At 44.7% G+C, this 26,053-nt stretch carries 22 protein-coding genes; 5 read left to right on the top strand and 17 right to left on the bottom strand.

Annotation, left to right across the window (positions count from 1 at the left end):
* Positions 1 to 385: 385 nt before the first annotated feature.
* From icmF to BN1082_RS12395, 7 genes are all read right to left on the bottom strand, one after another.
* Entirely contained in the window at positions 386 to 3,631 is a 3,246-nt protein-coding gene (icmF, locus tag BN1082_RS12425) for a fused isobutyryl-CoA mutase/GTPase IcmF (protein ID WP_090634770.1), read from the bottom strand.
* A gap of 91 nt (positions 3,632 to 3,722) precedes the next feature.
* On the bottom strand, positions 3,723 to 4,388 hold the full coding sequence (locus BN1082_RS12420; RefSeq protein WP_090634768.1) for a TetR/AcrR family transcriptional regulator: 666 nt from the start codon (positions 4,386 to 4,388) through the stop codon (positions 3,723 to 3,725).
* Between the two features lie 13 nt (positions 4,389 to 4,401).
* On the bottom strand, positions 4,402 to 5,541 hold the full coding sequence (locus tag BN1082_RS12415) for an acyl-CoA dehydrogenase (RefSeq protein WP_090634767.1): 1,140 nt from the start codon (positions 5,539 to 5,541) through the stop codon (positions 4,402 to 4,404).
* A 222-nt stretch (positions 5,542 to 5,763) separates the two neighbouring features.
* Entirely contained in the window at positions 5,764 to 6,894 is a 1,131-nt protein-coding gene (locus BN1082_RS12410; RefSeq protein WP_090634766.1) for an acyl-CoA dehydrogenase, read from the bottom strand.
* 12 nt (positions 6,895 to 6,906) lie between these two features.
* Positions 6,907 to 7,758: a 3-hydroxybutyryl-CoA dehydrogenase gene (locus tag BN1082_RS12405; protein ID WP_090634764.1), complete on the bottom strand. Its 852-nt coding sequence runs from the start codon at positions 7,756 to 7,758 to the stop codon at positions 6,907 to 6,909.
* Between the two features lie 203 nt (positions 7,759 to 7,961).
* Entirely contained in the window at positions 7,962 to 9,149 is a 1,188-nt protein-coding gene (locus tag BN1082_RS12400; RefSeq protein ID WP_090635010.1) for an acetyl-CoA C-acetyltransferase, read from the bottom strand.
* Between the two features lie 245 nt (positions 9,150 to 9,394).
* On the bottom strand, positions 9,395 to 11,542 hold the full coding sequence (locus BN1082_RS12395; protein ID WP_090634762.1) for a heterodisulfide reductase-related iron-sulfur binding cluster: 2,148 nt from the start codon (positions 11,540 to 11,542) through the stop codon (positions 9,395 to 9,397).
* A gap of 494 nt (positions 11,543 to 12,036) precedes the next feature.
* On the opposite strand from BN1082_RS12395, the gene cls reads away from it, so the two are divergent.
* Positions 12,037 to 13,230 carry a cardiolipin synthase gene (gene cls / locus BN1082_RS12390; protein ID WP_090634760.1) on the top strand — a complete coding sequence of 398 codons (1,194 nt, stop codon included), beginning with the start codon at positions 12,037 to 12,039 and terminating at the stop codon, positions 13,228 to 13,230.
* Between the two features lie 221 nt (positions 13,231 to 13,451).
* On the opposite strand, the gene BN1082_RS12385 is transcribed toward cls, so the two are convergent.
* Positions 13,452 to 13,631: an H-type small acid-soluble spore protein gene (locus tag BN1082_RS12385; protein WP_090634758.1), complete on the bottom strand. Its 180-nt coding sequence runs from the start codon at positions 13,629 to 13,631 to the stop codon at positions 13,452 to 13,454.
* Between the two features lie 196 nt (positions 13,632 to 13,827).
* On the opposite strand from BN1082_RS12385, the gene BN1082_RS12380 reads away from it, so the two are divergent.
* On the top strand, positions 13,828 to 14,073 hold the full coding sequence (locus tag BN1082_RS12380; RefSeq protein WP_090635008.1) for a DUF2164 domain-containing protein: 246 nt from the start codon (positions 13,828 to 13,830) through the stop codon (positions 14,071 to 14,073).
* A 58-nt stretch (positions 14,074 to 14,131) separates the two neighbouring features.
* On the opposite strand, the gene argS is transcribed toward BN1082_RS12380, so the two are convergent.
* From argS to speE, 4 genes are all read right to left on the bottom strand, one after another.
* A complete protein-coding gene (gene argS / locus BN1082_RS12375; protein ID WP_090634756.1) occupies positions 14,132 to 15,802 on the bottom strand; it encodes an arginine--tRNA ligase in 1,671 nt (556 codons plus the stop codon).
* Complete coding sequence (locus BN1082_RS12370) at positions 15,799 to 16,197, bottom strand: YwiB family protein (RefSeq protein ID WP_090634755.1); 399 nt, start codon at positions 16,195 to 16,197, stop codon at positions 15,799 to 15,801. The genes argS and BN1082_RS12370 overlap by 4 nt, the downstream gene beginning before the upstream one ends.
* Positions 16,198 to 16,378: 181 nt before the next feature.
* Positions 16,379 to 17,251 carry an agmatinase gene (speB, locus tag BN1082_RS12365; RefSeq protein ID WP_090634753.1) on the bottom strand — a complete coding sequence of 291 codons (873 nt, stop codon included), beginning with the start codon at positions 17,249 to 17,251 and terminating at the stop codon, positions 16,379 to 16,381.
* A 179-nt stretch (positions 17,252 to 17,430) separates the two neighbouring features.
* The gene (gene speE, locus BN1082_RS12360; protein WP_090634751.1) at positions 17,431 to 18,258 is read right to left on the bottom strand and encodes a spermidine synthase; all 828 of its coding nucleotides are present in this window, start codon (positions 18,256 to 18,258) and stop codon (positions 17,431 to 17,433) included.
* Positions 18,259 to 18,648: 390 nt separating this feature from the next.
* Here speE and BN1082_RS12355 point away from each other — a divergent pair, with 390 nt between their 5' ends.
* Positions 18,649 to 20,712, top strand: a complete 2,064-nt coding sequence (locus tag BN1082_RS12355) for a transglycosylase domain-containing protein (protein WP_090634749.1) — start codon at positions 18,649 to 18,651, stop codon at positions 20,710 to 20,712.
* Positions 20,713 to 21,003: 291 nt separating this feature from the next.
* On the opposite strand, the gene BN1082_RS12350 is transcribed toward BN1082_RS12355, so the two are convergent.
* Complete coding sequence (locus BN1082_RS12350; protein WP_090634746.1) at positions 21,004 to 21,507, bottom strand: YwhD family protein; 504 nt, start codon at positions 21,505 to 21,507, stop codon at positions 21,004 to 21,006.
* Between the two features lie 18 nt (positions 21,508 to 21,525).
* Positions 21,526 to 22,176 carry a site-2 protease family protein gene (locus BN1082_RS12345; protein ID WP_090634743.1) on the bottom strand — a complete coding sequence of 217 codons (651 nt, stop codon included), beginning with the start codon at positions 22,174 to 22,176 and terminating at the stop codon, positions 21,526 to 21,528.
* A 171-nt stretch (positions 22,177 to 22,347) separates the two neighbouring features.
* Between BN1082_RS12345 and BN1082_RS12340 the strand changes: the two genes are divergently transcribed.
* Positions 22,348 to 22,533 (top strand): 2-hydroxymuconate tautomerase, encoded by a 186-nt coding sequence (locus tag BN1082_RS12340; protein ID WP_090634741.1) that lies wholly within the window; start codon positions 22,348 to 22,350, stop codon positions 22,531 to 22,533.
* Positions 22,534 to 22,718: 185 nt separating this feature from the next.
* Here BN1082_RS12340 and BN1082_RS12335 read toward each other — a convergent pair whose 3' ends face one another.
* The 3 genes from BN1082_RS12335 to BN1082_RS12325 form a co-directional block, all read right to left on the bottom strand.
* Complete coding sequence (locus BN1082_RS12335) at positions 22,719 to 23,228, bottom strand: YwgA family protein (RefSeq protein WP_090634739.1); 510 nt, start codon at positions 23,226 to 23,228, stop codon at positions 22,719 to 22,721.
* Positions 23,229 to 23,259: 31 nt separating this feature from the next.
* Positions 23,260 to 24,561 carry an HD domain-containing protein gene (locus BN1082_RS12330; protein ID WP_090634735.1) on the bottom strand — a complete coding sequence of 434 codons (1,302 nt, stop codon included), beginning with the start codon at positions 24,559 to 24,561 and terminating at the stop codon, positions 23,260 to 23,262.
* Positions 24,562 to 24,693: 132 nt separating this feature from the next.
* Positions 24,694 to 24,915 (bottom strand): YuzB family protein, encoded by a 222-nt coding sequence (locus BN1082_RS12325; protein ID WP_090634733.1) that lies wholly within the window; start codon positions 24,913 to 24,915, stop codon positions 24,694 to 24,696.
* A 369-nt stretch (positions 24,916 to 25,284) separates the two neighbouring features.
* Between BN1082_RS12325 and BN1082_RS12320 the strand changes: the two genes are divergently transcribed.
* Complete coding sequence (locus tag BN1082_RS12320; protein WP_090634731.1) at positions 25,285 to 26,019, top strand: RsfA family transcriptional regulator; 735 nt, start codon at positions 25,285 to 25,287, stop codon at positions 26,017 to 26,019.
* Positions 26,020 to 26,053 lie beyond the last annotated feature (34 nt).

The following is a 26,053-nucleotide window of genomic DNA, read 5'->3' as shown; positions in this document are numbered from 1 at the left end:
GGCAATTGTAAGCCCTTTAGCATAAACAGCGTCTATTTTTAGCAAAGGTCCTGTTAAACTTGCCTGTTGATTTCCGCTCCAGGCGATCGCTTTCCGCGGGCGGTCCGGGGAGCCTCCTCGGCACTCCCGCAGGAGTCGAGCGCCATCCGCTCCAATCAACATTGTGGCAAAATCAACAATGACCTTTAACACAGCCTTAGCAAAAAAAAAGAAGGATAACCCAAAACAAAGTGCCAGACCCCTCAACCCACAATTTATAGTAAACTTTGCTTCATCAGCTTCTATAGATTGAGTTTTGAACGAGGGGTCGGACCCTTTTGGGACATCCTCTTGCCTTTTTTAGGTGATGCTATCTGTCGGTGTATTCACGACTTCTGAAGACGACCTACATATTTCTACGATATTGACCGCCCACTTCATACAGTGCCCTTGTGATTTGGCCGAGGCTTGCCACCTTGACGGTTTCCATTAATCCTGCAAAAATATTGCCGCCCGACACCGCCGTTTCTTTTAACCGCTTTAAGGCCGGAGCTGCTACTTCCACGTTGGCTTCCTGGAAGGCACGCAAATTGTGAATTTGCAATTCTTTTTCCTCAGTCGTTGCCCTTGCTAACTCCATATTATTCACATCTTCCTCTGAAGGAGGATTTGGGTTCAAGTAGGTGTTCACACCGATGATCGGTAATTCGCCAGTATGCTTTTTCATTTCATAATACATTGATTCGTCTTGAATTTTACCGCGCTGATACTGGGTTTCCATCGAGCCTAGCACCCCACCGCGGTCGTTTAAACGTTCAAATTCCTGAAGGACCGCTTCCTCAACGAGATCGGTTAACTCTTCAACAATAAACGAGCCTTGAAGCGGGTTCTCGTTTTTCGTTAAACCGTGTTCTTTGGTGATGATCATCTGGATCGCCATCGCCCTACGTACAGACTCTTCCGTTGGCGTTGTAATCGCTTCGTCATAGGCATTCGTATGAAGCGAGTTGCAATTATCATGCAACGCCATCAATGCCTGCAGCGTTGTACGGATATCATTAAAATCAATTTCCTGAGCGTGCAGCGAACGGCCGGATGTTTGAACATGGTATTTCAGCTTTTGGCTACGCTCGTTTGCCCCGTACTTATCGCGCATGACCGTTGCCCAAATGCGGCGTGACACGCGGCCAATGACCGTATATTCTGGATCCAAGCCATTGGAGAAGAAGAACGACAGGTTTGGCGCAAAATCGTCGATGTTCATGCCACGGCTTAAATAGTACTCAACATAAGTGAAGCCATTAGAAAGGGTGAAGGCTAGCTGCGAAATCGGATTGGCTCCTGCTTCAGCAATATGATAGCCAGAAATCGATACCGAATAGTAATTACGGACTTGATGATCGATGAAATATTGCTGGATATCCCCCATCATCCTTAGAGCAAATTCGGTTGAAAAAATACATGTGTTTTGTCCTTGGTCTTCTTTTAAAATATCAGCCTGCACTGTACCGCGGACAGTTTTTAATGTATAAGCCTTCACAGCGGCGAACTCTTCAAGTGTAAGGATGCGGCCAAGCTCTGCCTCCTTCAGTTTCACCTGCTGATCAATCGCGGTATTCATGAACATCGCTAAAATAATCGGCGCCGGACCATTGATCGTCATCGAGACAGATGTAGATGGATGGCATAAATCAAAGCCTGCGTACAGTTTTTTCATGTCATCTAGCGTACAAACGCTGACGCCACTCTCACCGATTTTACCGTAAATGTCGGGACGGTAATCAGGATCTTCGCCATACAAGGTCACGGAATCGAACGCGGTACTCAGGCGCTTCGCAGGGTCATCCTTTGACAGGTAGTGGAAGCGGCGGTTCGTTTTTTCCGGTGTTCCTTCGCCGGCAAATTGCCGTTTCGGATCTTCGCCTTCACGCTTGAACGGGAATACTCCTGCTGTGTACGGGAACGCACCTGGAATATTTTCTTGGTAGACCCAGCGGAGAATTTCGCCGTAGTCTTTAAATTTTGGCAGGGCCACTTTCGGAATATCGAGGCCGGAAAGGCTTTTTGTTTTTAAAACGGTAATGATTTCTTTGTCGCGAATTCTCGTGACAAACTGGTCGGCAGCATATTCTTTCTTTGTATTTTCCCAGCTGGCGAGAATTTTCTTCGATTCCGCTGTTAGTTTGCTTTCAACGTCTTGCTTGATAGCCTCTAATGATTGAAGGACTTCTGGCTGATCGTTTACAAGGGCCATGGCACCCTCAAGCTGGAATAATTTCCGTGCTAAATCCGCCTGCACTGCCGCATTTTGATGGTAACGTCTTACGGTTTCCGAGATTTCTCTTAAGTAATAGCGGCGGTCCGTTGGGATGATGACATTTTGTTTTTCTACAAGGGCGTTTTTGCTAAAAGAAGTTTCCCAAGCTGTGTTCATTTTTTGATTGATAGTTTCAATTAACGCCGCGAACAAAGCGTTCGTTCCCGGGTCGTTGAACTGGCTGGCAATCGTGCCATAGACCGGCATTTCGGATGCGTCTTTTTCAAACAGCATATGGCTACGCTGGTACTGCTTTTGCACCTGGCGCTTCGCATCCTCGGAGCCTTTGCGCTCAAATTTGTTGATGACAATGAGGTCAGCGAAGTCAATCATATCGATTTTTTCTAGCTGGGATGGCGCACCGAATTCGCTCGTCATCACATATAAGGAAACATCACAAATTTCCGTGATTTCGGCATCGCCTTGGCCAATCCCGCTCGTTTCGACGATGACGAGGTCAAAGCCGGCTGCTTTCGTGACGGTCACTGCATCTTTAATCGCCAGCGAAAGCTCATTTTTCGAATGCCTTGTTGCAAGGCTGCGCATGTAGACATTTGGTGAAAAAATCGCATTCATGCGGATCCGATCTCCTAAGAGAGCACCGCCTGTTTTTTGTTTCGTCGGGTCAACAGAAAGAATCGCCACTTTTTTATCTGGCAGCTCATTGAGGAAGCGGCGGATGAGCTCATCGGTCAGCGAGCTTTTTCCAGCACCGCCCGTACCTGTGATACCGATTACTGGTACATTTTTGGTTAGCTCTTTCACTTTCTCTAGCGCTGCTGCTGCCTCTTCGTTTTGATCAACATGAAGCTCAGCAAGCGTAATCAGCTTGGCGACGGCGACGGCATCACCGGATGGGAGCTTATTCATCTGCTCTGTGACTTCTGTGGTCACCGTTGCAACGTCGCACTCCTCGAGCATAACGTTGATCATCCCTTGCAGCCCGAGTCTCCGGCCATCCTCAGGTGAAAAGATTCCGGAAATACCGTAGTCTTGAAGTTCCTTGATTTCGCGTGGAATGATAACGCCACCCCCGCCGCCGTAAATGCGGATATGAGGTGCACCTTTTTCCTTTAATAAATCGTACATATATTTGAAGTATTCAACGTGTCCCCCCTGATAGGAAGAAATTGCGATCCCCTGCACATCCTCCTGGATTGCCGCGTTCACAACCTCCTCTACCGAGCGGTTGTGGCCAAGATGAATGACCTCGGCCCCGCTCGCTTGAAGGATCCGTCTCATAATATTGATGGAAGCATCGTGACCGTCAAACAAACTAGACGCCGTTACAAACCGAATATGATGCTTTGGCTGATAATTTCCCGTCGTGCTCATCCTTCTCCCCCTTATTCTTCCCTATTGATGTTTTGGTGTCAGGCACCGCTCGTGGACAAAACCCCTCTTTTGTACGTGTGGAGTGGACAGTTCATTTTCCAACATCCATTTTGGTGTCAGGCACCATTTTTAAGGCATCGCCTTTGATTCCTGTGAACAACAGCTCTGTTTGCAGCTCGATGTACTGTTCGAGCGTGAATAGTTTTTGGAGGGCCCAGCGGCGGAAGCCCCACATTTGGCCTTGAACAAAGATGTCGTGGGCAATGATTTTGACTTGTTGTTCGCTAAGCTTGAGCTCACCGTTTTCCACGCAGCGTGTCAGCAGGTTCTCAAACATGCCTACCATATCCATTTCCTTCTTCAAAACATATGGAAGGGCATCCTTTGATAGTGATTTTACCTCCTGGTACATCACCAGAACCTCGGCCTGCATTTCATCCATGACTTGAAAAAAGTTCGCTATTCCCAGCTTCAAGCTTTCTAATGTACCCTTTTTATTATCAAGCTCTTTTTCCAGACGATCACTTACATGGTCATAGATGCTGTCACATACAAGGTAAAGGACATCTTCCTTTGTGCGAATATATTCGTATAACGTCCCGATGCTAAAGCCCGCCGCTTTGGCAATTTCTCTCGTCGTTGTCCGGTGGAACCCCTTTTGTTTAAAAAGGGCTACCGCTCCTTTGATCATTTGATCACGCCGTTTTTGCACCAAACGCTCATCCTTGACCGAGGCCATTACTTCCCGCTTCTTCATCCGTTTAACCGCCTTATTTTGTTAGCATCCGTGAAATTACAAGGCGCTGGATTTCTTGCGTTCCTTCGTAGATTTGCGTAATTTTTGCATCGCGCATGAAGCGTTCAGCCGGGTAATCCTTTGTATATCCATAGCCGCCAAAAACCTGTACTGCTTCTGTTGTAACCTTCATTGCTGTATCACCGGCAAACAGCTTCGACATCGCCGATTCTTTTCCGTATGGCAGTCCGTTTGATTCAAGCCATGCTGCTTGATATGTTAATAGTCTTGCAGCTTCAATGCCTGTAGCCATGTCTGCAAGCTTAAAGCTGATTCCTTGGTTGGCGGCAATTGGCTTGCCGAACTGGTGGCGCTCTCTTGCATAATCAACCGCTGCATCAAGCGCTCCTTGGGCTATTCCCACCGCTTGAGCTGCGATCCCGTTGCGACCGCCATCAAGCGTCATCATCGCAACTTTAAAGCCGTCTCCCTCTTCGCCAAGGCGATTTTCAACAGGAACCTTGCAATCTTCAAAAATAATTTCCGTTGTCGGTGATGAACGAATACCGAGTTTCTTTTCTTTTTTCCCAACAGAAAATCCTGGAAAGTCTTTTTCAACAATAAAAGCGGTCGTTCCTCTTTGTTTGCTGGATGGATCTGTTAAGGCAAACACTACATAAATATCAGCCACACCACCATTTGTGATGAAAATTTTAGAACCGTTAAGGACGTAATGATCGCCCTCAAGACGGGCCGCCGTTCTCATCCCACCTGCATCCGAACCGCTGCCAGGCTCTGTTAAGCCGTAAGCACCAATCTTCGTTCCCTCTGCCATCGGACGAAGAAATTTTTGCTTTTGCTCTTCGGAACCGAATTTGAAAATCGGCCAGCCTGCTAGCGAAGTGTGAGCTGAAAGAGTTACGCCAATGGACGCGTCGACACGGGAAAGCTCTTCAACAGCAATACAGTAAGCGAGGTAATCACTGCCGATGCCGCCGTATTCTTCCGGCCACGGAATCCCCGTTAAGCCAAGCTCGGCCATTTTGTCAAAAATTTCACGGTCAAAGGTTTCGTTCTCATCCCGTTCAGCTGCAGTCGGCGCCACTTCATTTTTGGCAAAATCGCGAACCATTTTACGAATCATTTCATGTTCTTCGGTTAATTTAAAGTTCATTATTGAGTCCCCCTTGTGGTTTTCCTGTATGGTCATTCGAGGCTTACTACATATATCAGGTGACTTACGACCATTTTTTTAGACTTACAACACCATTTAAGTGCTTTACAACATATTTCCGATGACTTACTACAAATTTTAGGTTGTTTACGACATTTTTTAGAAAAATAAGGAAACGCATAACAAAATAAATCTTTAAAGCTCTATCCTTATCTGAAAAACTTATAGATTTTTACTAATAACAATCCTCTGAATCTCGCTTGTGCCTTCGTAGATTTCCGTTATTTTAGCGTCGCGGAAGTAGCGTTCGACCGGGTAATCCTCGGTGTAGCCGTAGCCTCCAAACACTTGGATCGCTTCGGTTGCAACTTCAACCGCTGTCCTTGACGCGAATAACTTCGCCATCGATGCTTCTAGCCCGCATTTTAAGCCGTTCGTCCGTAGATCGGCTGCACGATAAACTAGTAATCTTGCAGCCTCGACGCTTGTCGCCATATCCGCAAGCTTAAAGGCGATTCCTTGCTGGGCAGCAATCAGTTTGCCGAATTGCTGTCGCTCCTTGGCGTAGTTCGTTGCCGCCTCGAGTGCCGCCTCTGCAATTCCTAGCGCCTGGGTGGCAATCCCAATTCGGCCTACATCGAGGTTTGCCATCGCAATTTTAAAGCCCTCGTGTTCTTTTCCAAGCATATTCTCCACTGGAACCCGCATGTTATCAAAGGTCAGCTGGACTGTTCTTGAGCCGTGCAGCCCCATTTTCTGTTCATCCTTACCGATGACAAAGCCGGGCGTATTTTTTTCAACAATAAAGGCCACGATTCCCTTTGTTCCTAATTTAGGGTCGGTTGTGGCAAACACAATATAAATGTCCGCTTCTCCGCCGTTGGTGATGAACACCTTAGAGCCATTAAGAACATAATGGTCGCCATCCTTTACAGCACGCGTCTTTAAACTGGCCGCATCTGAGCCCGCGCTTGGCTCCGTTAAGCAAAAGGCGCCTAAATACTCCCCTGATGCCAGCTTTGGCAAGTATTTTTGCTTCTGCTCCTCTGTGCCAAAATAGAGAATCGGATTCGTGCCAACAGACGTATGGACGGAAAGAATCACGCCCAAAGTGGCGCTGACTCGAGAGATTTCATTGATGGCGATGATGTAAGAGGTGAAATCCATCTCAGCACCGCCGTATTTTTCAGGAACAGGAATGCCCATAAGGCCGAGTTCGCCCATCTTGCGAAGAATCTCGCGCGGGAATTCCCCTTTTTCCATTTTTTCGATAAAGGGTGCGATTTCGCTAGCAGCAAAATCGCGCACCATTTTCCGCATCATTTCTTGTTCTTCTGTGAAGGTCAAATTCATGTTGCTCTCCCCTTATTCGTATGTGTAAAAACCACGACCCGTTTTACGGCCGAGCCAGCCTGCTTTTACATATTTGCGAAGGAGCGGGCATGGACGGTACTTGTCATCCCCAAAGCCTTCCTGAAGAGTTTCCATAATATAAAGGCATGTATCCAAGCCAATAAAGTCAGCTAGGGTAAGCGGTCCCATCGGATGATTCATCCCCAGCTTCATCACTTCATCAATGGCTTCTTTCGTGGCTACTCCTTCGTACAATGTATAAATCGCTTCGTTAATCATCGGCATGAGAATACGGTTAGATACAAAGCCTGGAAAGTCGTTAACTTCAACCGGCACCTTGCCCAATGATTTCGTCATGTCCTCAATGACTTGGTAAACCTCATCTGCAGTGGCGAGCCCGCGGATAATTTCAACAAGCTTCATAACCGGCACTGGATTCATAAAATGCATGCCGATTACTTTTTCTGGTCGGGTGGTCGCAGCGGCGATTTCTGTGATCGGCAGCGAGGAGGTATTGCTTGCTAAAATAGCATGTGCCGGAGCAATTTTGTCTAGCTCTGCAAACAGCTTCGTTTTAATTTCCATATTTTCCACAGCAGCTTCGATGACAAGGTCAACGTCGCCTGCATTCTTCAAATCTGTTGAAGTGGTAAGCTGGCCCAAAATGACTTGCTTCTGCTCCTCGGTTAACCGGCCTTTATCCACGTTACGTGATAGATTTTTATTGATGATGCCTAAGCCGCGATCAACAAAATCTTGTTTTAAGTCATGTAATACGACTTGATACCCTGCTTGTGCGCAAACTTGGGCAATTCCTGACCCCATTTGTCCTGCTCCGATTACCATTACTTTTTCAACCTTCATGATTTCCCCTCCAGGTTCGTTTTTTTAAAATTTATCTGCGAATTGAACGAATTTATCTGCGATTATTTTGTTTTATCCGTGTATTGAACGGATATATCTACGAAACTTACATTTTATCTGCGAATCGATTATTACTGCCGAATTATGCGCGATTTGAAGCGAGATATGCGCGAATCCAACCAAGTTATGCGCGAACGCACCATTTACGCCTTTGGAACTTCAATCATAACGGCATCGCCTTGGCCGCCGCCGCTGCAAATAGCGGCAATTCCGATTCCGCCGCCGCGACGCTTCAATTCATGCATCAAGGTAATGATAATACGTGCCCCGCTTGCCCCGATTGGATGCCCTAATGCGACTGCACCGCCATTGACATTGACCTTTTCTGGGTCAAGCCCGGCAATTTTTTCGCTTGCTAAGGCTACTGCTGCAAAGGCTTCGTTTATTTCGAAAAGGTCGATTTCTTCCACGCTTTTGCCTGTTTTTCTTAACAGCTCATTGATGACAACTCCAGGACTTTTCGGGAAATCCTTTGCTTCTAAAGCAATCGCGGCGTGAGCAAGGATAACTGCTTCGACTTTTCTTCCTTCTTGGATTGCGCGCTCTTCACTCATTAGGACGAGGGCGGCCGCACCGTCATTGACTCCAGGAGCATTCCCGGCCGTAATCGTCCCTTCACCATTAAATACCGGTCCAAGTTTAGACAGCTTTTCTAAAGAGGTGTCTTTCCTTGGGGATTCGTCGTGATTAACTACCACTGGGTCGCCTTTTCGCTGCGGTATTATGACCGGAACGATTTCTTCAGCAAATTTCCCGCTTTCGATGGCTGCGATTGCACGTTGGTGGCTGCGGTACGACCACTCATCTTGCGCTTCGCGGCTAATCCCCATCTCAACAGCTGTCGAGTTCCCGTACGTCCCCATGTGAACACCGGTAAAGCTGCAGCTTAAGCCATCATGAACCATTAAATCAACCACCGGGGCATCGCCCATGCGTAGACCCCAGCGTGCTTTTGGCATCAGGTACGGGGCATTGCTCATCGATTCCATTCCGCCAGCGACGATGACCTCTTCGTCACCGACGCGGATGATCTGATCTGCCAAGGTCACACTGCGCATCCCTGAAGCGCATACCTTATTAACCGTTTCTGTTTTCACTTCCCATGGCAGTCCGGCATGTCTTGCTGCCTGACGCGAAGGAATTTGTCCCTGTCCCCCTTGTAAAACCGTTCCCAAAATGACTTCTTGAACTTCCTCTGGCTTAACACCCGCCCGCTGTAATGCTTCTTTAACAACGATTCCGCCTAACTCCGATGCTGTAAGGCCGCTTAATGCGTTGCCAAACTTTCCGAATGGTGTTCTAACCCCACTTAAAATAACCGTTCTCTCCATGAAAACACTTCCCTTTTTCAAAAATTACCATTGGCTCCTTTTTCCTAAGCAACTTCCCTTTGAGGCGACTGAACGCTCGCTCGAAATTGCTCGAAAAAAGTAACGCAGATCCTGCGTTAAAGAAATGTAAGCGTTTTACTTCATAATTTATTTTACAAAAAAAGAAGCAGAAGTTGAAATGTTTTACACAAAATTCCTAAAATTTTATGAATTCACAAAGCAACTTCTGCAACGCTATACGCTCATTAACTGTCTAACTCCAGCGACTCGTGTACGTCGCTAACGGTCGCTTCCGCTGTTCTTTCGCCGCAAACTGCTTTTTCAAGCAATTCAGCAACGTCGTATGTGGCGACCTTGTCTTCTACTTCTTTCGCCTTCGTTCCATCTGAAAGCATGGTTAAGCAATATGGACATGCTGAGCTGATGGCCGTCGATTTTGTTTCAAGCGCCTGCTCAGTTCTAGCAACGTTAATACGCTGGCCAGTATCTTCCTCCATCCACATTAAGCCGCCTCCAGCACCGCAGCACATTCCTTTTTCTCGGTTTCGCTCCATTTCCACAAGCTTGACGCCCGGAATGGCTTTCAAGATTTCCCGCGGCGGATCGTAAACATCATTGTAACGGCCAAGATAGCAGGAATCATGGAAGGTAATGGTTTCGTTCACTGCGTATTTCGGAACAAGTCTTCCTTCCTTCACAAGCTGATCCAGAATCTCGGTATGATGATACACTTCTGCCTCTAGCCCGAAATCAGGGTATTCACTTTTAAAAATATTGTAGGCATGCGGGTCAGTGGTAATAATTTTCTTGACCCCTGCATCTTCGAATTCCTCGATATTCTTAGCAGCAAGATCCTGGAACAGGAACTCGTTACCAAGACGGCGCGCTGTGTCGCCGGAGTTTTTCTCTTTGTTCCCGAGGATCGCGAATTTCACACCTGCTTCGTTTAACAGCTTTGCGAATGATAAAGCAATCTTCTGGCTGCGGTTATCGTAAGAACCCATTGAACCTACCCAGAAGAGATATTCAAATTCTTCATCGGCCTTTTTCAGTTCTTTAACGGTCGGAACATGAACATCATCACGAAGCTCGCGCCATTTTTCCCGCTCTTTGCGGTTTAAGCCCCAAGGGTTGCTCTGCCGCTCAATATTGGTCATCGCACGCTGTGCATCAGGGTTCATTTTTCCTTCTGTTAAAACAAGAAAACGGCGCAGGTCGATGATTTTCTCAACGTGCTCGTTCATAACTGGACATTGGTCCTCGCAATTTCGACAGGTCGTACATGCCCAGATTTCTTCTTCAGTAATCACATCGCCGATCAAACTTGGGTTGTAAGCAACGGCTGCTGCAGATTCTTCTGCCCCTTGGCCGCTTGCAGCAAGGGCGAGTTGATTTCCTTTTGTATTTGCAAAGGCAAATTTCGGCACCCATGGCTGCTTCGAGGTGACGGATGCCCCGTAATGGGTCAAGTGATCGCGCATTTTCAAGATTAAATCCATTGGCGATAGTATTTTGCCTGTGCCTGTCGCCGGACACATATTCGTACAGCGGCCGCATTCGACACATGCATAAAAATCAAGCATTTGCAGCTGGTCAAAGTCAGTAATTTTTCCAACCCCAAAGGATTCCTGTGATTCATCTTCAAAATTAATTTTTCTAAGCTTTCCTGGTTTATCTAAGCGGTTCACATACACATTGGCCGGTCCGGCAATTAAGTGCGCGTGCTTTCCCTGTGGTACATAAACTAAGAAGGCTAACAAGAAAATCAAGTGGAGCCACCAAGCTACATAGAAAATAGCAATTGCTGCTGTTTTGCCAATTCCTGCGAAGAGAAGTGATAGAAGGGATGCAATCGGTTCAGTCCAGGATGGGTCTTCACCGTGCCAAACGATGTCCATTCCATTCCCGATGAGCACCCAAAGCATTAAGCCGCCGATAAAGATGAGCACAAGGCCTGATTTAAAGCCTCTTTTTAAGCGGACAAGCTTTTCAATGTAGCGGCGATAAAACGCCCAAACTACCGCTACTAAAATAACGAGAGTGACAATTTCCTGGAAGAAGGTAAAGCCTGCGTATAAAGGCCCAAGCGGCAAATGCGAGCCCGGCTTAATTCCTTTCCAAATAAAATCAATTGCGCCGAATTGAACGAGAATAAATCCATAGAAAAACATAACGTGGATAGCGCCGCTCTTTTTATCTTTTAAGAGTTTTTTCTGTCCAAAGACCATGACCCAGATCTTTTTCATCCGCTCTTTGACATTGTTGTCAAATTCGACCTTTTTGCCGAGCTTAATGTATTGAATCCTAGTCTTCACTACATAAGCGAATAAACCGATTCCGTAAGCGGTTACAGCTAGGAATGCAACGAGGTTTACCCATAAAAGTCCATTCAAATAAATCGCCCCTTCCCTTTTTATAATGAAGAAAATTTAAAAACAAATAAATTTTCTGAACTTATCTCTATTATATTATGAGCGAGCGTTCAGTCAACGGATTTTTTTGAAAAAAAAGAATATATTTTCGATTTCGAGAATTGTCTAGCTACATAAGAGTAAGCAATACCGCGTTACTGCTTTTCTTTGTCCAGCTTCAGCGCCTAGCCCCTCGGGTCATAAGCCAATCCTTCATGAAGGTTAAAGAACAACCTTCACGCCGGCTCGTCTTATGCCTGTCGCCCCTGAACAAGGCGCTTCCGCTTTTCTTTGTCCAGCTCCAGCGCCTAGCCCCTCGGGTCATAAGCCACTTCCAAAACGAAGGAAAAAAACTCCTTCTTTTTGGAAGCGTCTTATGCCTGTCGGGGCTGAACAAGGCGCTTTCGCTTTTCTAACATAGTGAGAAAATGTTTTGGGAAAGCTAACTATTTGAAAGGATGTGGGGAGAAAAATCCATGAAAGTTGTAGGGTATGTCGTACTATTCATTATCATTTGGTGTACTTGCGATTTTATTTTAGGCAGAAAAAAGCATCTTCGGCTTTCTAAAATAAGAGAGACACCGATTGTCCATGGAAATCTTGATATTTTCCCCCATGGAAAGAAGCTGTTCGCTGATTATTTTGCCGAGTTGAAAAACGCGGCCAGACATATTCATATCTTGTTTTATATCGTGAAGAACGATCGATTTAGCCGGGAATTTTTACAGATTTTAAAAGATAAGGCTCGTGAAGGTGTGGAAGTGCGGCTTCTGATTGACCGTCTCGGCAGCCTGAAGGTGTCAAAACAAATGGTCATGGAGCTTCGGGAAGCGGGAGTGCATTTTGCCTATAGTAATTCGATTCGGCTTCCCTTTCTGTTTTATTCCTCACAGGTACGCAATCATCGTAAAGTTTCAATCATTGATGGGAAAATAGGTTATCTTGGCGGGTTTAATGTCGCAAAGGAATACATTGACGAGGATCCGAAACTTAGCCCTTGGCGTGACTATCATTTAAAAATAACCGGCGCCGGCGTTCCCTCTTTACAAAAAGAGTTTTTGATTGATTGGAAAGAATATGGGAGAGAAAATTTGTTGGATGACTCCAAGTATTTCCCTGAATCCCATGATGGGAGTATTCGCCATCAATTTATCCCGACCGAAGCTCATGGGCTTGAGGAAAAATATATCAAACTGATCCAGTCGGCAGAAGATGCCATTATCATTGGAACACCTTATTTTATTCCGAGCAAAAAAATGGTCACAGAACTGCTCAAGGCAGAGCACCGTGGTGTCAAAATTACGATCATTGTTCCTTATACCGCCGATCATATCCTTGTTCAGGAGGCCTCCTTCCGCTATCTGCGTCCGCTTCTGAAACAAGGGGTCCAGGTTTTTCAATTTAATAATGGCTTTTACCATGCCAAAACAATTGTGATTGATGACAAGGTTTGTGACATCGGCTCGGCCAATTTTGATAAAAGAAGTCTGTATTTAAACAAAGAAATTAACTGCTATATTTACGACCGCGAATTTATTAGCCGCGTGAAGAACGTAATGAATTGGGATATCCAGAACTCCCGACCGTTAACATTGGCTGATTTAAATACACCGAATTTGTATCGATCGATAAAGGAAGTCATTGCCGGGGCAGTGTCGTATTTTTTATAACCCATATAAATAATTCGCGCCTAATAAGAAAAGCGGAAGCGCCTTGGTCAGCCCTGACAGGCATAAGACGCTCCCAAAAAGAAGGCGCTTTTTGCCTTCATTTTGGGAGTGGCTTATGACCCGAAGGGCTAGGCGCTGGAGCTGGACAATTCTCGAAGTCAATTTTTATACTTTCTTATCCTATTAAATAGAGTCCCCGAAACGCTTTCGGAGACTCCTTTTTATTCTTCGATTAGGTTTAATACAGGCACATCCCGTTCCTCTTCAGGACTTTTTCGAAAATAAACCCGGGCCATTTTCGATTTTTCATCGACATGCTGAATGATAACCGGTGCCCCCTCATACGTCACATTGAACATATCTGCGGACTCAACAATTTCCTTCGCTCTTCCAACATTCATTTGGTTCACTCCTCAAAAAAAATTACCCTTATAATATTTACCAATTCGAGGGAAATATTCATTGCTTTTCGAGTGAACGTCTACCGAATTAAATGGAGATGGACACAATTTCCCGGAAAAAGATAGCCTATCATTTTCTAAATTTCACTTGTATAGTTACAGTAATGAATTTTTCAAGGAGTGATTTACTTTGTCTTTGTTTATTAAGCTTACAAAAGAGCAGAAACAATTCATGATAGCGGACATACAATCTTTCTTTTCTCAAGAAAGAGATGAAGAGATATCTGAATTTGCTGCTGAAAGAGTATTGGATTTCGTTAAGGAGTCACTTGCTCCACATTTCTATAACGCTGCTGTCTTAGATGTGAAACATGTAGTTGAACAGCAATTCTCTTCTCTTGAAGATGAAATCTTAACCCTTGAACGTCCGATTAAAAGATAATTTTAAAAGAGTGAAATGGCTCAGCATTTCACTCTTTTTATTTCACATACGCATCTAATTACATTTTTTCCGGAGCGGATACGCCAATCAATGCAAGCGCGTTTTTCAAGGTGATTTGCACCGCTTCTACCAAAGCAAGGCGGGCTTTCGTGCGCTCAGGCTGCTCGCTGTCGAGCACCTTTTCGGCATTGTAAAAGCTGTGGAACGTCGACGCCAGTTCAAAAATATAATTCGTAATACGGTGTGGCACTCGTTTCAACGCGGCCTCTCCGACTGCCGCAGGGAACTCACCCAGCTTTTTCAACAGATCGATTTCCTTCTCCGCTTCAATCAGACTCAAGTCGACACCAGCATCCCACTGAACGCCCTGTTCTGCGCCAGAACGGAGAATACTGCAAATCCGAGCATGTGCATACTGAGCATAATAAACCGGGTTTTCATTGGACTGGGAAACAGCCAAATCAAGATCGAAATCCAGATGAGTATCGGAGCTGCGCATCGCGAAGAAATAGCGGGTCGCGTCGAGGCCAACCTCATCGACCAAATCGCGCATCGTCACAGCCTTACCGGTTCGCTTGCTCATCTTCATCTTCTCACCGTCTTTAAACAGGTGCACAAGCTGAATGATTTCAACCTCGAGGGCATCGCGGTCATAACCGAGCGCTTGAATCGCCGCTTTCATTCTTGGGATATAACCGTGATGGTCTGCACCCCAAATATTGATCAATTGTTCAAAACCACGGTCAAGCTTATCCTTATGATAAGCGATGTCCGGAGTCAAATACGTATAGGAGCCATCCTGCTTAATTAACACACGGTCTTTGTCATCGCCGAAATCGGTCGAGCGCAGCCATGTCGCACCATCCTGATCATAAATATAGCCGCTCTCACGCAATGCCTTTAGCGCTTCATCAATTTTGCCATTTTTATAAAGGGACGTTTCCGAATACCAGACATCAAAGCCGACACGGAAATCCTCCAGGTCCTTTTTCAATTTTGCCATTTCGTATTTCAAACCATACTCGCGGAAAAATTCGAAGCGTTCCTCAGCGGAAGTCTCGACATATTTCTTCCCATATTGTTCAGCCAATTCGCGGCCAATACCGATGATATCCTCGCCATGATAGCCGTCCTCAGGCATTGCCTTATCTAGTCCGAGCGCCTGGAAATAACGCGCTTCAACCGATAAAGCCAGATTATTGATCTGATTGCCGGCGTCATTAATATAATATTCGCGCGAGACGTCATAGCCGCCCTTAGCCAAAACATTGCAAAGCGAATCGCCGACTGCCGCGCCGCGTGCATGTCCAAGGTGAAGGTCACCAGTTGGGTTCGCAGAAACAAATTCAACTTGAATTTTTTGACCGTTCCCTACATTCGTTTCCCCGTACTTTTCCCCTGCATTTAGAATCGTTGGAACTAAATCAGTCAAATAGCTATTATTCATATAAAAATTAATAAAGCCCGGCCCCGCCAGCTCAATTTTTTCAATCGATGCCTTCGAACGGTCGAAGTTCGCTACCAATTCCTCCGCAATCATCCTTGGTGCCTTCTTCGCCACCCGGGCCAACTGCATCGCCATATTCGTGGAGTAATCGCCGTGAGCCTTTTCCTTTGGGATTTCGAGAATCACATCAGGAATCTGCTCTTCAGCTGCAAGTCCTGCTTTAAGAACAGCAGCGCGGATTTCCTCCTTAATTCTTGTTTGAACCTGTTGCACTATATTCATATTTTATCCTCCTGAAAGCTTATTTCCATATGGTACGTACCTGCATGACTGCCCTGCAGCGAAAAATCGTACAGAATGTCAATCATGCCTTTGCCATGCTGCAGCCGCTGCGCCGTTGTCGTCGTATCAAACCGACCTAACGGCGTTTCAAAGCTGCCCTTCATTTTTTTATGTAATTGAAAAGGTAATCTCATCTTAACTGCACCGCTTCGTAAAATGAGCACCTCATCATCAGTCGTCTTGACAATCGTGCGAACCGATCCTTCTTCCAACACCTCTTCATATCGAAGATAGCTGGAATGCTCTTTTTGATCATATTGGCCAAACACGACTAACTCAAACGTTTCTTGCTCATTAATCGTCGTTTTCACATTAATTTTTACAGGAGTGGACAATCATTTCACACCTCATTTTTTAAAAAGGAACCACGTAAAGCTCATTCGAAGCGTTCCGGTCCTTATACCACTTTTTCTATTATAACCAATACTTGCCCGTCATTCAAAAGATGCCCGTCCCTAATTAGAGACAGGCATCAAAAAGAATCTTTCAGTAAACTTCGCAAATGAAAAGTACTACTTATTTCACCCAGCCTAACAGCATTTCACGAATCAATTTGCTCGCCGTGTTAGCGGTTTGTTCAGATGGGTCATAAATTGGCGCCACCTCGACTAAGTCTCCGCCAACTACTTTCACATCCGATTTTGCAATCTCATGAATGGATGCGAGCAACTCTTTTGAAGTGATGCCACCGCAATCCACTGTTCCTGTTCCAGGAGCGTGGGCCGGGTCGAGTACGTCGATGTCAATCGTAACGTAGACCGGACGTCCTGCTAGCTTCGGCAGGATTTCCTTTAGCGGCTCGAGGACTTCGAATTTCGAAATATGCATGCCGGCTTGCTTTGCCCATTCGAATTCTTCCTTCATTCCCGAGCGGATCCCGAAGGAGAAGACGTTTTGCGGCCCAATCAACTCAGCAATCTTGCGGATTGGGGTCGAGTGCGATAATGGCTCGCCTTCGTAATTTTCACGGAGGTCCGTATGGGCATCCATATGAATAATCGCCAAATCAGGGTATTTCTTATAAACAGCCTTCATAACTGGCCAAGATACTAAGTGTTCTCCGCCCATTCCAAGTGGGAATTTCCCAGCATCCAATACCTGGTCAACAAATTCTTCAATCAAATCAAGGCTTCGTTGCGGATTTCCGAACGGCAACGGAATATCACCCGCATCATAATATTTCACCTCATCGAGCTCGCGGTCCAAATATGGGCTGTACTCTTCAAGACCAATTGACACCTCGCGAATTCGCGCCGGGCCAAAGCGTGAGCCCGGACGATAGCTAACCGTCCAATCCATCGGCATCCCGTACAAAACAACCTTACTCTCATCAAAATCCGGGTGACTCTTAATAAACACTTTCCCCGAATACGCCTCATCAAAACGCATCAACATTCCTCCTGGTGTCAGGCACCGTCCGTGGACAAAACACCGATTTTGTCCACGTGGGGCGGACAGTCCCTCATTATTTCATCTAAAATCATATGGTGTCAGGCACCATTCACATAGTGTCCACTGGAGACGGACAAATGTACACGGACGGTGCCTGACACCCATTTACACCTATTTTATTTCACTAGGTCGCCGACGAATTTAGGTAGGACGAATGCGGCTTTGTGAAGTTCTTTAGTGTAGTATTTGGTTTCAATTTCATGGAAGCGATCATCGCTTACTTCAAGCGGGTCGTATTTTTTGGAGCCGATTGTGAAGGCCCATAAGCCGCTTGGGTATGTTGGAATGTTAGCAACATAAAGACGCGTAATAGGGAAGATTTCTTTCACGTCCTTTTGTACGTTACGGATCAAATCAGCTTTAAACCATGGGTTGTCTGATTGAGCAACGAAGATCCCGTCTTCCTTCAGAGCTTTTGAAATTCCAGCATAGAATCCTTTTGTGAAAAGGTTTACTGCAGGTCCTACTGGCTCAGTTGAGTCGACCATAATAACGTCGTATTCATTTTCACTTTTGGCGATATGCATAAAGCCATCGTCAACACGGACATCCACGCGTGGATCATCCAGCTTTCCAGCAATTTCTGGAAGGAATTTCTTTGAATACTCAATTACTTTGCCGTCAATATCAACAAGCGTTGCTTTTTTCACGCTAGGATGCTTTAACACTTCGCGAATAACACCGCCGTCGCCGCCGCCGACAACCAAAATATTCTCAGGGTTTGGGTGAGTAAATAGCGGCACATGTGCGACCATTTCATGGTAAACAAATTCATCGCGCACGCTTGTCATGACCATGTCATCAAGCAGTAGCATGTTGCCCCATTCTTCCGTTTCGATCATATCTAGCTTTTGAAATTCTGTTTGCTCTGTATGTAAAGTTTGTTTAACTTTCATCGTAATCCCAAACTTTTCGGTTTGATACTCTGTGAACCAAATTGCCATGTTCTTTTTCCTCCTAGTGTTTTTTATTGTCTAGCTCTATATGAGTAGGCTCGGTAACAATACCTCGCACGCCGAAAAAAGTGAAGTTTTCAGCGCCCCCACTTTTCTTTGTCTAGCTTCAGCGCCTAGCCCCTCGGGTCATAAGCCACTTCCAAAATGAAGGCAAAGATCGCCTTCTTTTTAGAAACGTCTTATACCTGTCGTGGCTGAACAAGGCGCTTCCGCTTTTCTTTTTTTATACTACCCAAACTATTGAATTACAAACGCAGGAAAAAGTCTAGTAATTTTATGAAAATTTTATTTTTGATAGATAAATGTTTAAAAGGAATCCATTTTTTTCATACTAATAATAGCTAATTTAGGAAATGAAAAACAGAGAGGTGATGTTCAATGGAAATCATGACCGATCAAGGGTTTCGAAAAACGATTAAGTATTTGCGTGCGCTGATTATCATCAGTTTGATTGGCATGATTTGTGTGCTGATTCTTTTTTTCGGTATTCTCGCCTATGCAAAAATATTAGGTGCGCCCCCGCTCGCGGTTCCGCAATCGACCTTATTTTTTTCCGATGATGGCACCTTAATTGGAGAGAGCAACAGCGGTCAGAAGCGCTATTGGGTTTCACTTAAGAATATCTCGCCAGATTTAGTGAACGCGACCGTTTCAATTGAGGATAAAAATTTTTATTACCATCATGGCTTTGATGTTAAACGAATCGGCGGTGCCGTGTTGGCAGATATCCGCGCTTTTGGGAAGGTTCAAGGAGCAAGCACCATCACCCAGCAATACGCAAGAAATCTTTTTCTCGCGCATGATAAGACGTGGAAGCGCAAGCTGCTTGAAGCCTTCTATACCATCCGTATCGAAATGAATTATTCGAAAAAAGATATTCTTGAAGGCTATTTAAATACGATTTATTACGGAAATGGCGCGTATGGAGTCCAAGCCGCCAGCCAATATTATTTTGGTAAAAATGCAGCCGATTTAACCTTAGCAGAGGCATCGATGCTTGCCGGCATTCCAAAGGGACCCGAGCTTTATTCACCGCTGTCCTCGATGAAAAATGCCAAAGAACGCCAGAACTTTATTTTAAACAGCATGGTAAAAAACGAATACATCTCAAAAAAGGCAGCCCAACAAGCTGAGCAAACACCGTTAACACTTGTCGGTGCTTATTCCAATCAGCAAGTAAAGGTGGCACCATACTTTCAGGATGCGGTAAAAAATGCGTTGAAAAATCAACTTCATTTAAGTGACAGTACGATTGCGCTGGGTGGGTTAAAAGTGTTTACCACCCTGAACGTGAAAGACCAGGAAGCAGCCGAAAAGCAAATCAAGAAGAATATGTCCAATTCGTCGGAGATCCAAGTCGCTTTAGTCGCCATCGATCCGAAAAACGGCCAGGTTAAAGCGATGATTGGCGGCAAAGATTATGAAAAAAGCCCGTTTAACCGTGCGGTCCAGGCCATCCGCCAGCCTGGATCGACGATTAAACCGATCCTCTATTATGCGGCGCTCGAACACGGGTTTACCCCATCAACGACAATGAGGAGCGAGTATACGACCTTTCATTTTGATGGCAGCCCTGACTACACCCCGCATAATTATAATGATAAGTATGCGGATGGGGAAATTACGATGGCGCAGGCATTGGCCGTGTCTGATAATATTTTTGCCATCAAAACACACTTGTTTTTAGGGGAGGATGCGCTCATTCAATCGGCGAAACGGTTTGGCATTTCCACAAAAATGGAGCAGGTTCCTTCCCTCGCCCTTGGCACCTCTGGAGTAAGGGTCATTGAAATGGCTAATGCTTACGCCATGTTTGCCAATGGCGGAAAAAAGATCAGCCCGACAGTTATTACAAAAGTAGAAGATTACAACGGACACATTATTTACGAAAAGAAAGATGATAAAGAAAAAGTTTTGGACCCAGCCAAAGCGTATGTCATGACCCAGATGCTGTCAGGAATTTTCGACCCAAAATTAAATGGCTATACAACAGTTACCGGCAACAGCGTCATAAACGACCTGACTCGTCCCTATGCCGGAAAATCTGGATCTACAGAAACAGACAGCTGGATGATTGGTTTCTCGCCACAGCTTGCCACGGCTGTCTGGGCCGGCTACGATGCCGCAAAGCCAATTGACCTTGTCGCCGAAAAATCATATGCCAAAAATATCTGGGCGCAATTTATGGAGGAAGCCTTAAAGGATAAGCCCGTTAAAGCCTTTAAGCCGCCAAAAGAAGGCGTTGTCGGTGTGTATGTCGACCCTTCCAATGGAAAGCTCGCTACCAAGGATTGCCCCGTTCGCCGGTTTACCTATTTTGTAACCGGGACCGAACCAACCGAATATTGCACCGAACATTTGAAGAACAAAGACTCCAATTCTGTTAAAAAGGGACAAACACAGAAAAAAGTTCCGTGGTATAAGCGGATCTTTGGAGGATAGGGAAGGGGTTACTGTCGGATGGAGTGCCCTTGAGTAGTGGATAGCTGCATAAAAGTTGCGTATGGCCGTCTGAAAGTTGCGGATAACTTCATAAAAACTGTGGATAACCACCTTAAAGTCGTGGATAACTTCATAAAAGTTGTGGATAACCGTCTTAAAGTTGCGCATAACCAAAGTTAAAAACAAAAAAGCTCCGGAATCACTCCGAAGCTTTTTTGTGTCCTAGATTACCTGTGTTTTCCACATTAGATATTATTTTACCATTTTATCTAAAAACTACAATGACTATTGTTACACTAATAAGCTTTTTTTCAGTTCATCAGAGGAATGGTTCCAAAGCTGTTCATTGTGTCCACGGAGGAAATCGGCTAAAATTTTCTTCGATTTCTCATCCATGTGGTCAACGATGATGTGTCGTTTCAGCGATTTATCCATCCGATTCACATGCTCAGGAAGTGACTTGTAGCCGCGGCGGATTTCCCGGTCCACCGTCATTTCACAAGCGGTCACCCCTGCATAATAAGGACCGTCCACTCTCCGGTCAATCGTAACCCAGACGAGCCAATACGGTTTGCCGTTCGGCACTTCTTCTTTATTTGGCAAAAATTTAATGCCTTTTTCGACCGCACTGCGAGCATGCATTGCACCGATATCAATGACCGCATCACCTGATTCAACATCAATGATGACAGGCGAAACATTATCAAGGCTCAAGGCACCCTTTCCGTAGCCCTTATGCCCGTCCGTTGGATCGCTTTTTATAATATTAAAGCCCATTTTCTTTTTTTCATCCATATATGCTCTACCCCCCAGTTAGAAAAAAAATTGATAAAAGAAATTGCTTAATCCACCTAACACCCATGGTACTACTATATTAAAAATAGGCTGAATCGTGTAATTGCTGAGCGGCGTAATTACGAATACTAAAAAAATAAGAGACCCGTATTGTTCATATTGCGTCATTTTCGCCCGCACTTCATTTGGAGCCAGATCTTCGAGAACCCGGTAGCCGTCGAGCGGTGGGAATGGCAGCAGGTTAAAAACAAACAGAACCACATTTAATTGAATAAATAAGTTTAAAAAATAAATAAAATTACTTGAAGGAGCTCCAAATCTGCTAAAGGCATAGCCGACAATAAAGCCAAGCGATGCTAGGATGAGATTGCTCAAGGGTCCTGCAATCGATACAAGCACACCGGCAAGGCGCGGCTTTTTAAAGTAAAAACGGTTGACCGGCACAGGGCGCGCCCAGCCAAAGCCAGCAATAAAAATTAACAGCGTCCCGATTGGGTCAAGATGTTGGATGGGATTTAACGTCAAACGTCCTTGCTTTTTTGCGGTCATATCCCCGAATTTATAAGCAACATAGGCATGAGCAAACTCATGAAATGTGAAGGCCAAAATTAGCGTAATCGCGACATATGGAATGTCTTTAAGTGGATAAGCAAGATGAAATCCTCCCATATCATTCTCCTCCCTGAGATTAACGGATTTTCCTTATCCGCCACTTCTTCTTTTATTTTCCTTTTTAGTATACATGAAGTCCTACCAAAAAAGAAAATGATAGATGGTTTCTTGCGCTTTTTCTCCTTTTATGAAAAACTAAACTCGAGAATCAATAAAGGAGGGATCCCCATGCCATATGTTACAGTCAAAATGCTCGAAGGTCGTACAGACGACCAGAAAAAGGCGCTAGTGGAAAAAGTGACTGATGCGGTCAGCGAAACAACTGGAGCACCAAAGGAAAACATCACCGTTTTTATTGAAGAAATGTCAAAAAATCATTACGCCGTTGCCGGAGTAAGAGCAAGCGACAAATAGAAAAGCGGAAGCGCCTTGGTCAACCCCGACAGGCATAAGACGCTTCCAAAAAGAAGGCGCTTTTTGCCTTCGTTTGGGGAGTGGCTTATGACCCGAGGGGCTAGGCGCTGGAGCTGGACAATAGAAAAGTGGTTATCACCACAAATCTAGTCGAACCAGCGTGAAGTACAAAAAGCTAAGCCCTACTAGAGGAGCTTAGCTTTTTGTTTTAATCCTTCAATGTATGAGTACGCCTCATCGATTTCTGCCTCGGTGTAGCGCTGGCTGCTTTTTAAGGTGAACACCTTGTCCGCCACTTCTTCTTTTGCAAGGTTATCAAAATATAAAACCGTTGAAACAAGCTCGAGAAATCTAGCATTCCGTCCGTTCATATCGGTAAAGCAATCTTGTAAAAACGGCATGTCTACTTCATTCATACTTAAAAACTCTTTTCCGTCCTCGGTCAGGGTGTAGCGATATTGGAAGTAACCGCCCTTTTTTTCCTTCACTTCATTTAAAAATCCCATATTACAAAGCTCTTCAACCCGTAACGTTAATTCCTCGGAATAAGGTCCGTAAAAATGGAACTGGAACCTCTCCTGGAATGGAAAATCTACTTTTTTTGCAATGTAAATCATCTTTTGCAGCTTTTTTCTCCCGATAATTTCACCGGAAACTAAAATGGCCTGCATCACCTTTGCATGATCCTTTAACACCTTTCGTCAACTCCTACTCCATTTAAACAGATCAATTTTCTATGTCTAATAGCTTACGTATTTGCTTGTTCATTTCCGAAGCGTCATCATCCAGGATCAAGTCAGCCGGATAATAGAGCTTATGGTCGGTCCTTCTTTTTCCGGAAATGGCATCGACAATCTCTGATTCCCGGGAAAATTCCTTTAATTCTCCGTTTTTCATTAATAGGTGAATCGGAAGACGCTCCTCTTCTTCACCAGGACGGTAAAAATCATACGGTAGGTCGGAGGAGGAATCGACGACCAAATAATATTCTGGGTCTATTCCGGCCTTTTCAAAAAGATTGGTCAATTTCGCCAGCTTTTTATATTCCTTCGCCGGGTCAAATTCGGCATACTTAAATAAATTCCGATTGACAAACCGCTTGCATAAATCGCTTAAAATAGGGTCAGCCTCTTCCTGCCATATTTGAAAATAGTAGAACATGATCGCTTCATCTAATTTTAAATAGTCTTCTAAGGTCACTTTTTCATGGAAAAAAGAATAAAAGTGGAGCGGTTCATGTTTAAAAGCAAAGTTTTGCGCAAATAAATCTTTGGCACGGTGCAATATTTTCGATAAGATGACTTCGGCACTTCTTGAGACTGGATGGAAGTAGACCTGCCAGTACATTTGATAGCGGCTCATAATATAGTCCTCGACCGCATGCATGCCGCTTTGCTTAATGACAGCCTGGTCCTCTCTCGGCCGCATGACGCGCAATATCCGTTCCATATCAAAATGTCCGTAGCTTACCCCGGTATAATAGGCGTCCCGCTGCAGATAATCCATCCGGTCCGCATCAATTTGGCTTGAAATGAGGCTTATGACCAGCTTCTTTTCCGACGTTTTGGCGATGACCTCTGCCACCTGTTTCGGAAAGTCCGCACTCACCTTCGTCAGCACTTGATTCACTTCTGTTTCCCCTTCAATAATCTTGCGGGTGAAGTCCTCGTGGTCAAAATCAAATACCTTTTCAAATGAATGGGAAAAAGGACCATGCCCCAAATCATGTAAAAGTGCGGCACATAGAGTTAGAAGACGGTCATCATCATTCCATTCGGGTCGGCCAGCAAACACATCATCGATGATGCGGCGGACAATTTCATATACGCCAAGAGAATGGTTGAAGCGGCTGTGTTCGGCACCGTGAAAGGTTAAAAACGTGGTACCCAGCTGCTTGATTCGACGGAGGCGCTGGAACTCTTTCGTCCCGATTAAATCCCAAATCACTCGGTCACGGACGTGAACATAACGATGTACGGGATCTTTAAAAACTTTTTCTTCATCTAATTTTTCCGTCGCATAAGCCATGGGCAACCCAACCTTCCATTACATGTGTTTCTATTATATCCCAAAAATCACCCTTTTTTCAGCAAAATTCTACGGGAGATTTCGACAATTCTGGACCAAAGAAAAATCACCCATGTATGCTACAAAAGGTGATTATTTAATCTTTTTATTGACTTTCTCAATTAATTCCTCTTCCGTTAAGGCAGCAACCGGACGATTGTTGACAAAAGCGAACGTCTTTTTCCGACCTGGTCCGCAATATGATTGGCAGCCAATTTTAATTTCAGCTTCCGGATCTACCTCTTTTAATCGAGGGATTAATGTCTTTAAATTTACGGCCTGACAATCATCGCAAACACGGAATTCATTCGACATTTCTGACAACCCTTTCTCTCGGTCAATCTATTTAACCATTTCATCATTATTTTAGCTTGTAAGAAAGGATAAATTCAACTGCGCCTCCAAATGGCACGTAAACATTTATCCAAAAAACTGACAGCATAACTCCTTAGGTATTTTACGCTTTCTCCGTTTTCAATGCAAGATACAATATTTAATAAAAAAGCGAAAGATACCTCTCACGCCAAAGCTTACTCTTACGGATCTTTGCCATTCTCGAAGTCGAAATTATTCTTGATTAAAAATCTACTATCCTTTTAACGATATTGGTATAAAGACTAAAAAACTTGTCCATGCTAAGACTAGAACTTTTAAAAACATTAATTATTTTAGGGAGTTGATCAAATGAAAGTTCGTCAAGATGCATGGACAGATGAGAATGATTTACTTTTGGCTGAGACTGTTCTCAGGCATGTTCGAGAGGGAAGCACCCAGCTCAACGCTTTCGAAGAGGTCGGCGACAAGCTGAACCGTACTTCTGCAGCCTGTGGCTTTAGGTGGAACGCTGTCGTCCGCCACCGCTATGAAAAAGCATTGCAATTATCAAAAAAACAGCGGAAACAACGACAACGAATTTTAGGAAAAGACCAAGGCGGCAAGAAAAAATTACTATACAGTCCTCCGGTCTCACATACCGAAGAATTGGACACCTTACCTATACCGGCTGAAACTGTTCAAGAAGTACTTGAAAGAGAGGATTTAGCGGTAGAAATGGCAGGGGAGGTATATGTACAGCCTGTCGTTCAAAGCTATAGGACTCCTGCAACAACAGGTCTTACGCTTGATAAGGTTATCGATTATTTGCAAAACTTTCATCATGCCAATCTGCAAAATGAAGCGTTAAAAAATGAGAATGAAAGATTGAAAAGAGAAGTAGCCGAGATTAAAGCCCACAATGAAGAATTGTCTGCAAAAATCAATGGTCTAGAGGAAAATTCTGAAACCATGCAGGAAGATTACGAGACATTGATGAAAATCATGAATCGGGCACGCAAGCTTGTTTTATTCGAGGAAGAGGAAAGACCAGCTACAAAATTCAAAATGGATCGCAATGGGAATTTAGAAAAAGTAGCAGAGTAGAATTCAAACAAAAGCCGTAAATCACTTAAGATTT

It is taken from the genome of Neobacillus massiliamazoniensis, from assembly GCF_001048695.1.
Taxonomy (GTDB): Bacteria; Bacillota; Bacilli; order Bacillales; family Cytobacillaceae; genus Neobacillus; species Neobacillus massiliamazoniensis.
Note: the sequence above shows the minus strand (reverse complement) of the source record. Positions and strands in the feature narration are given on the sequence as shown.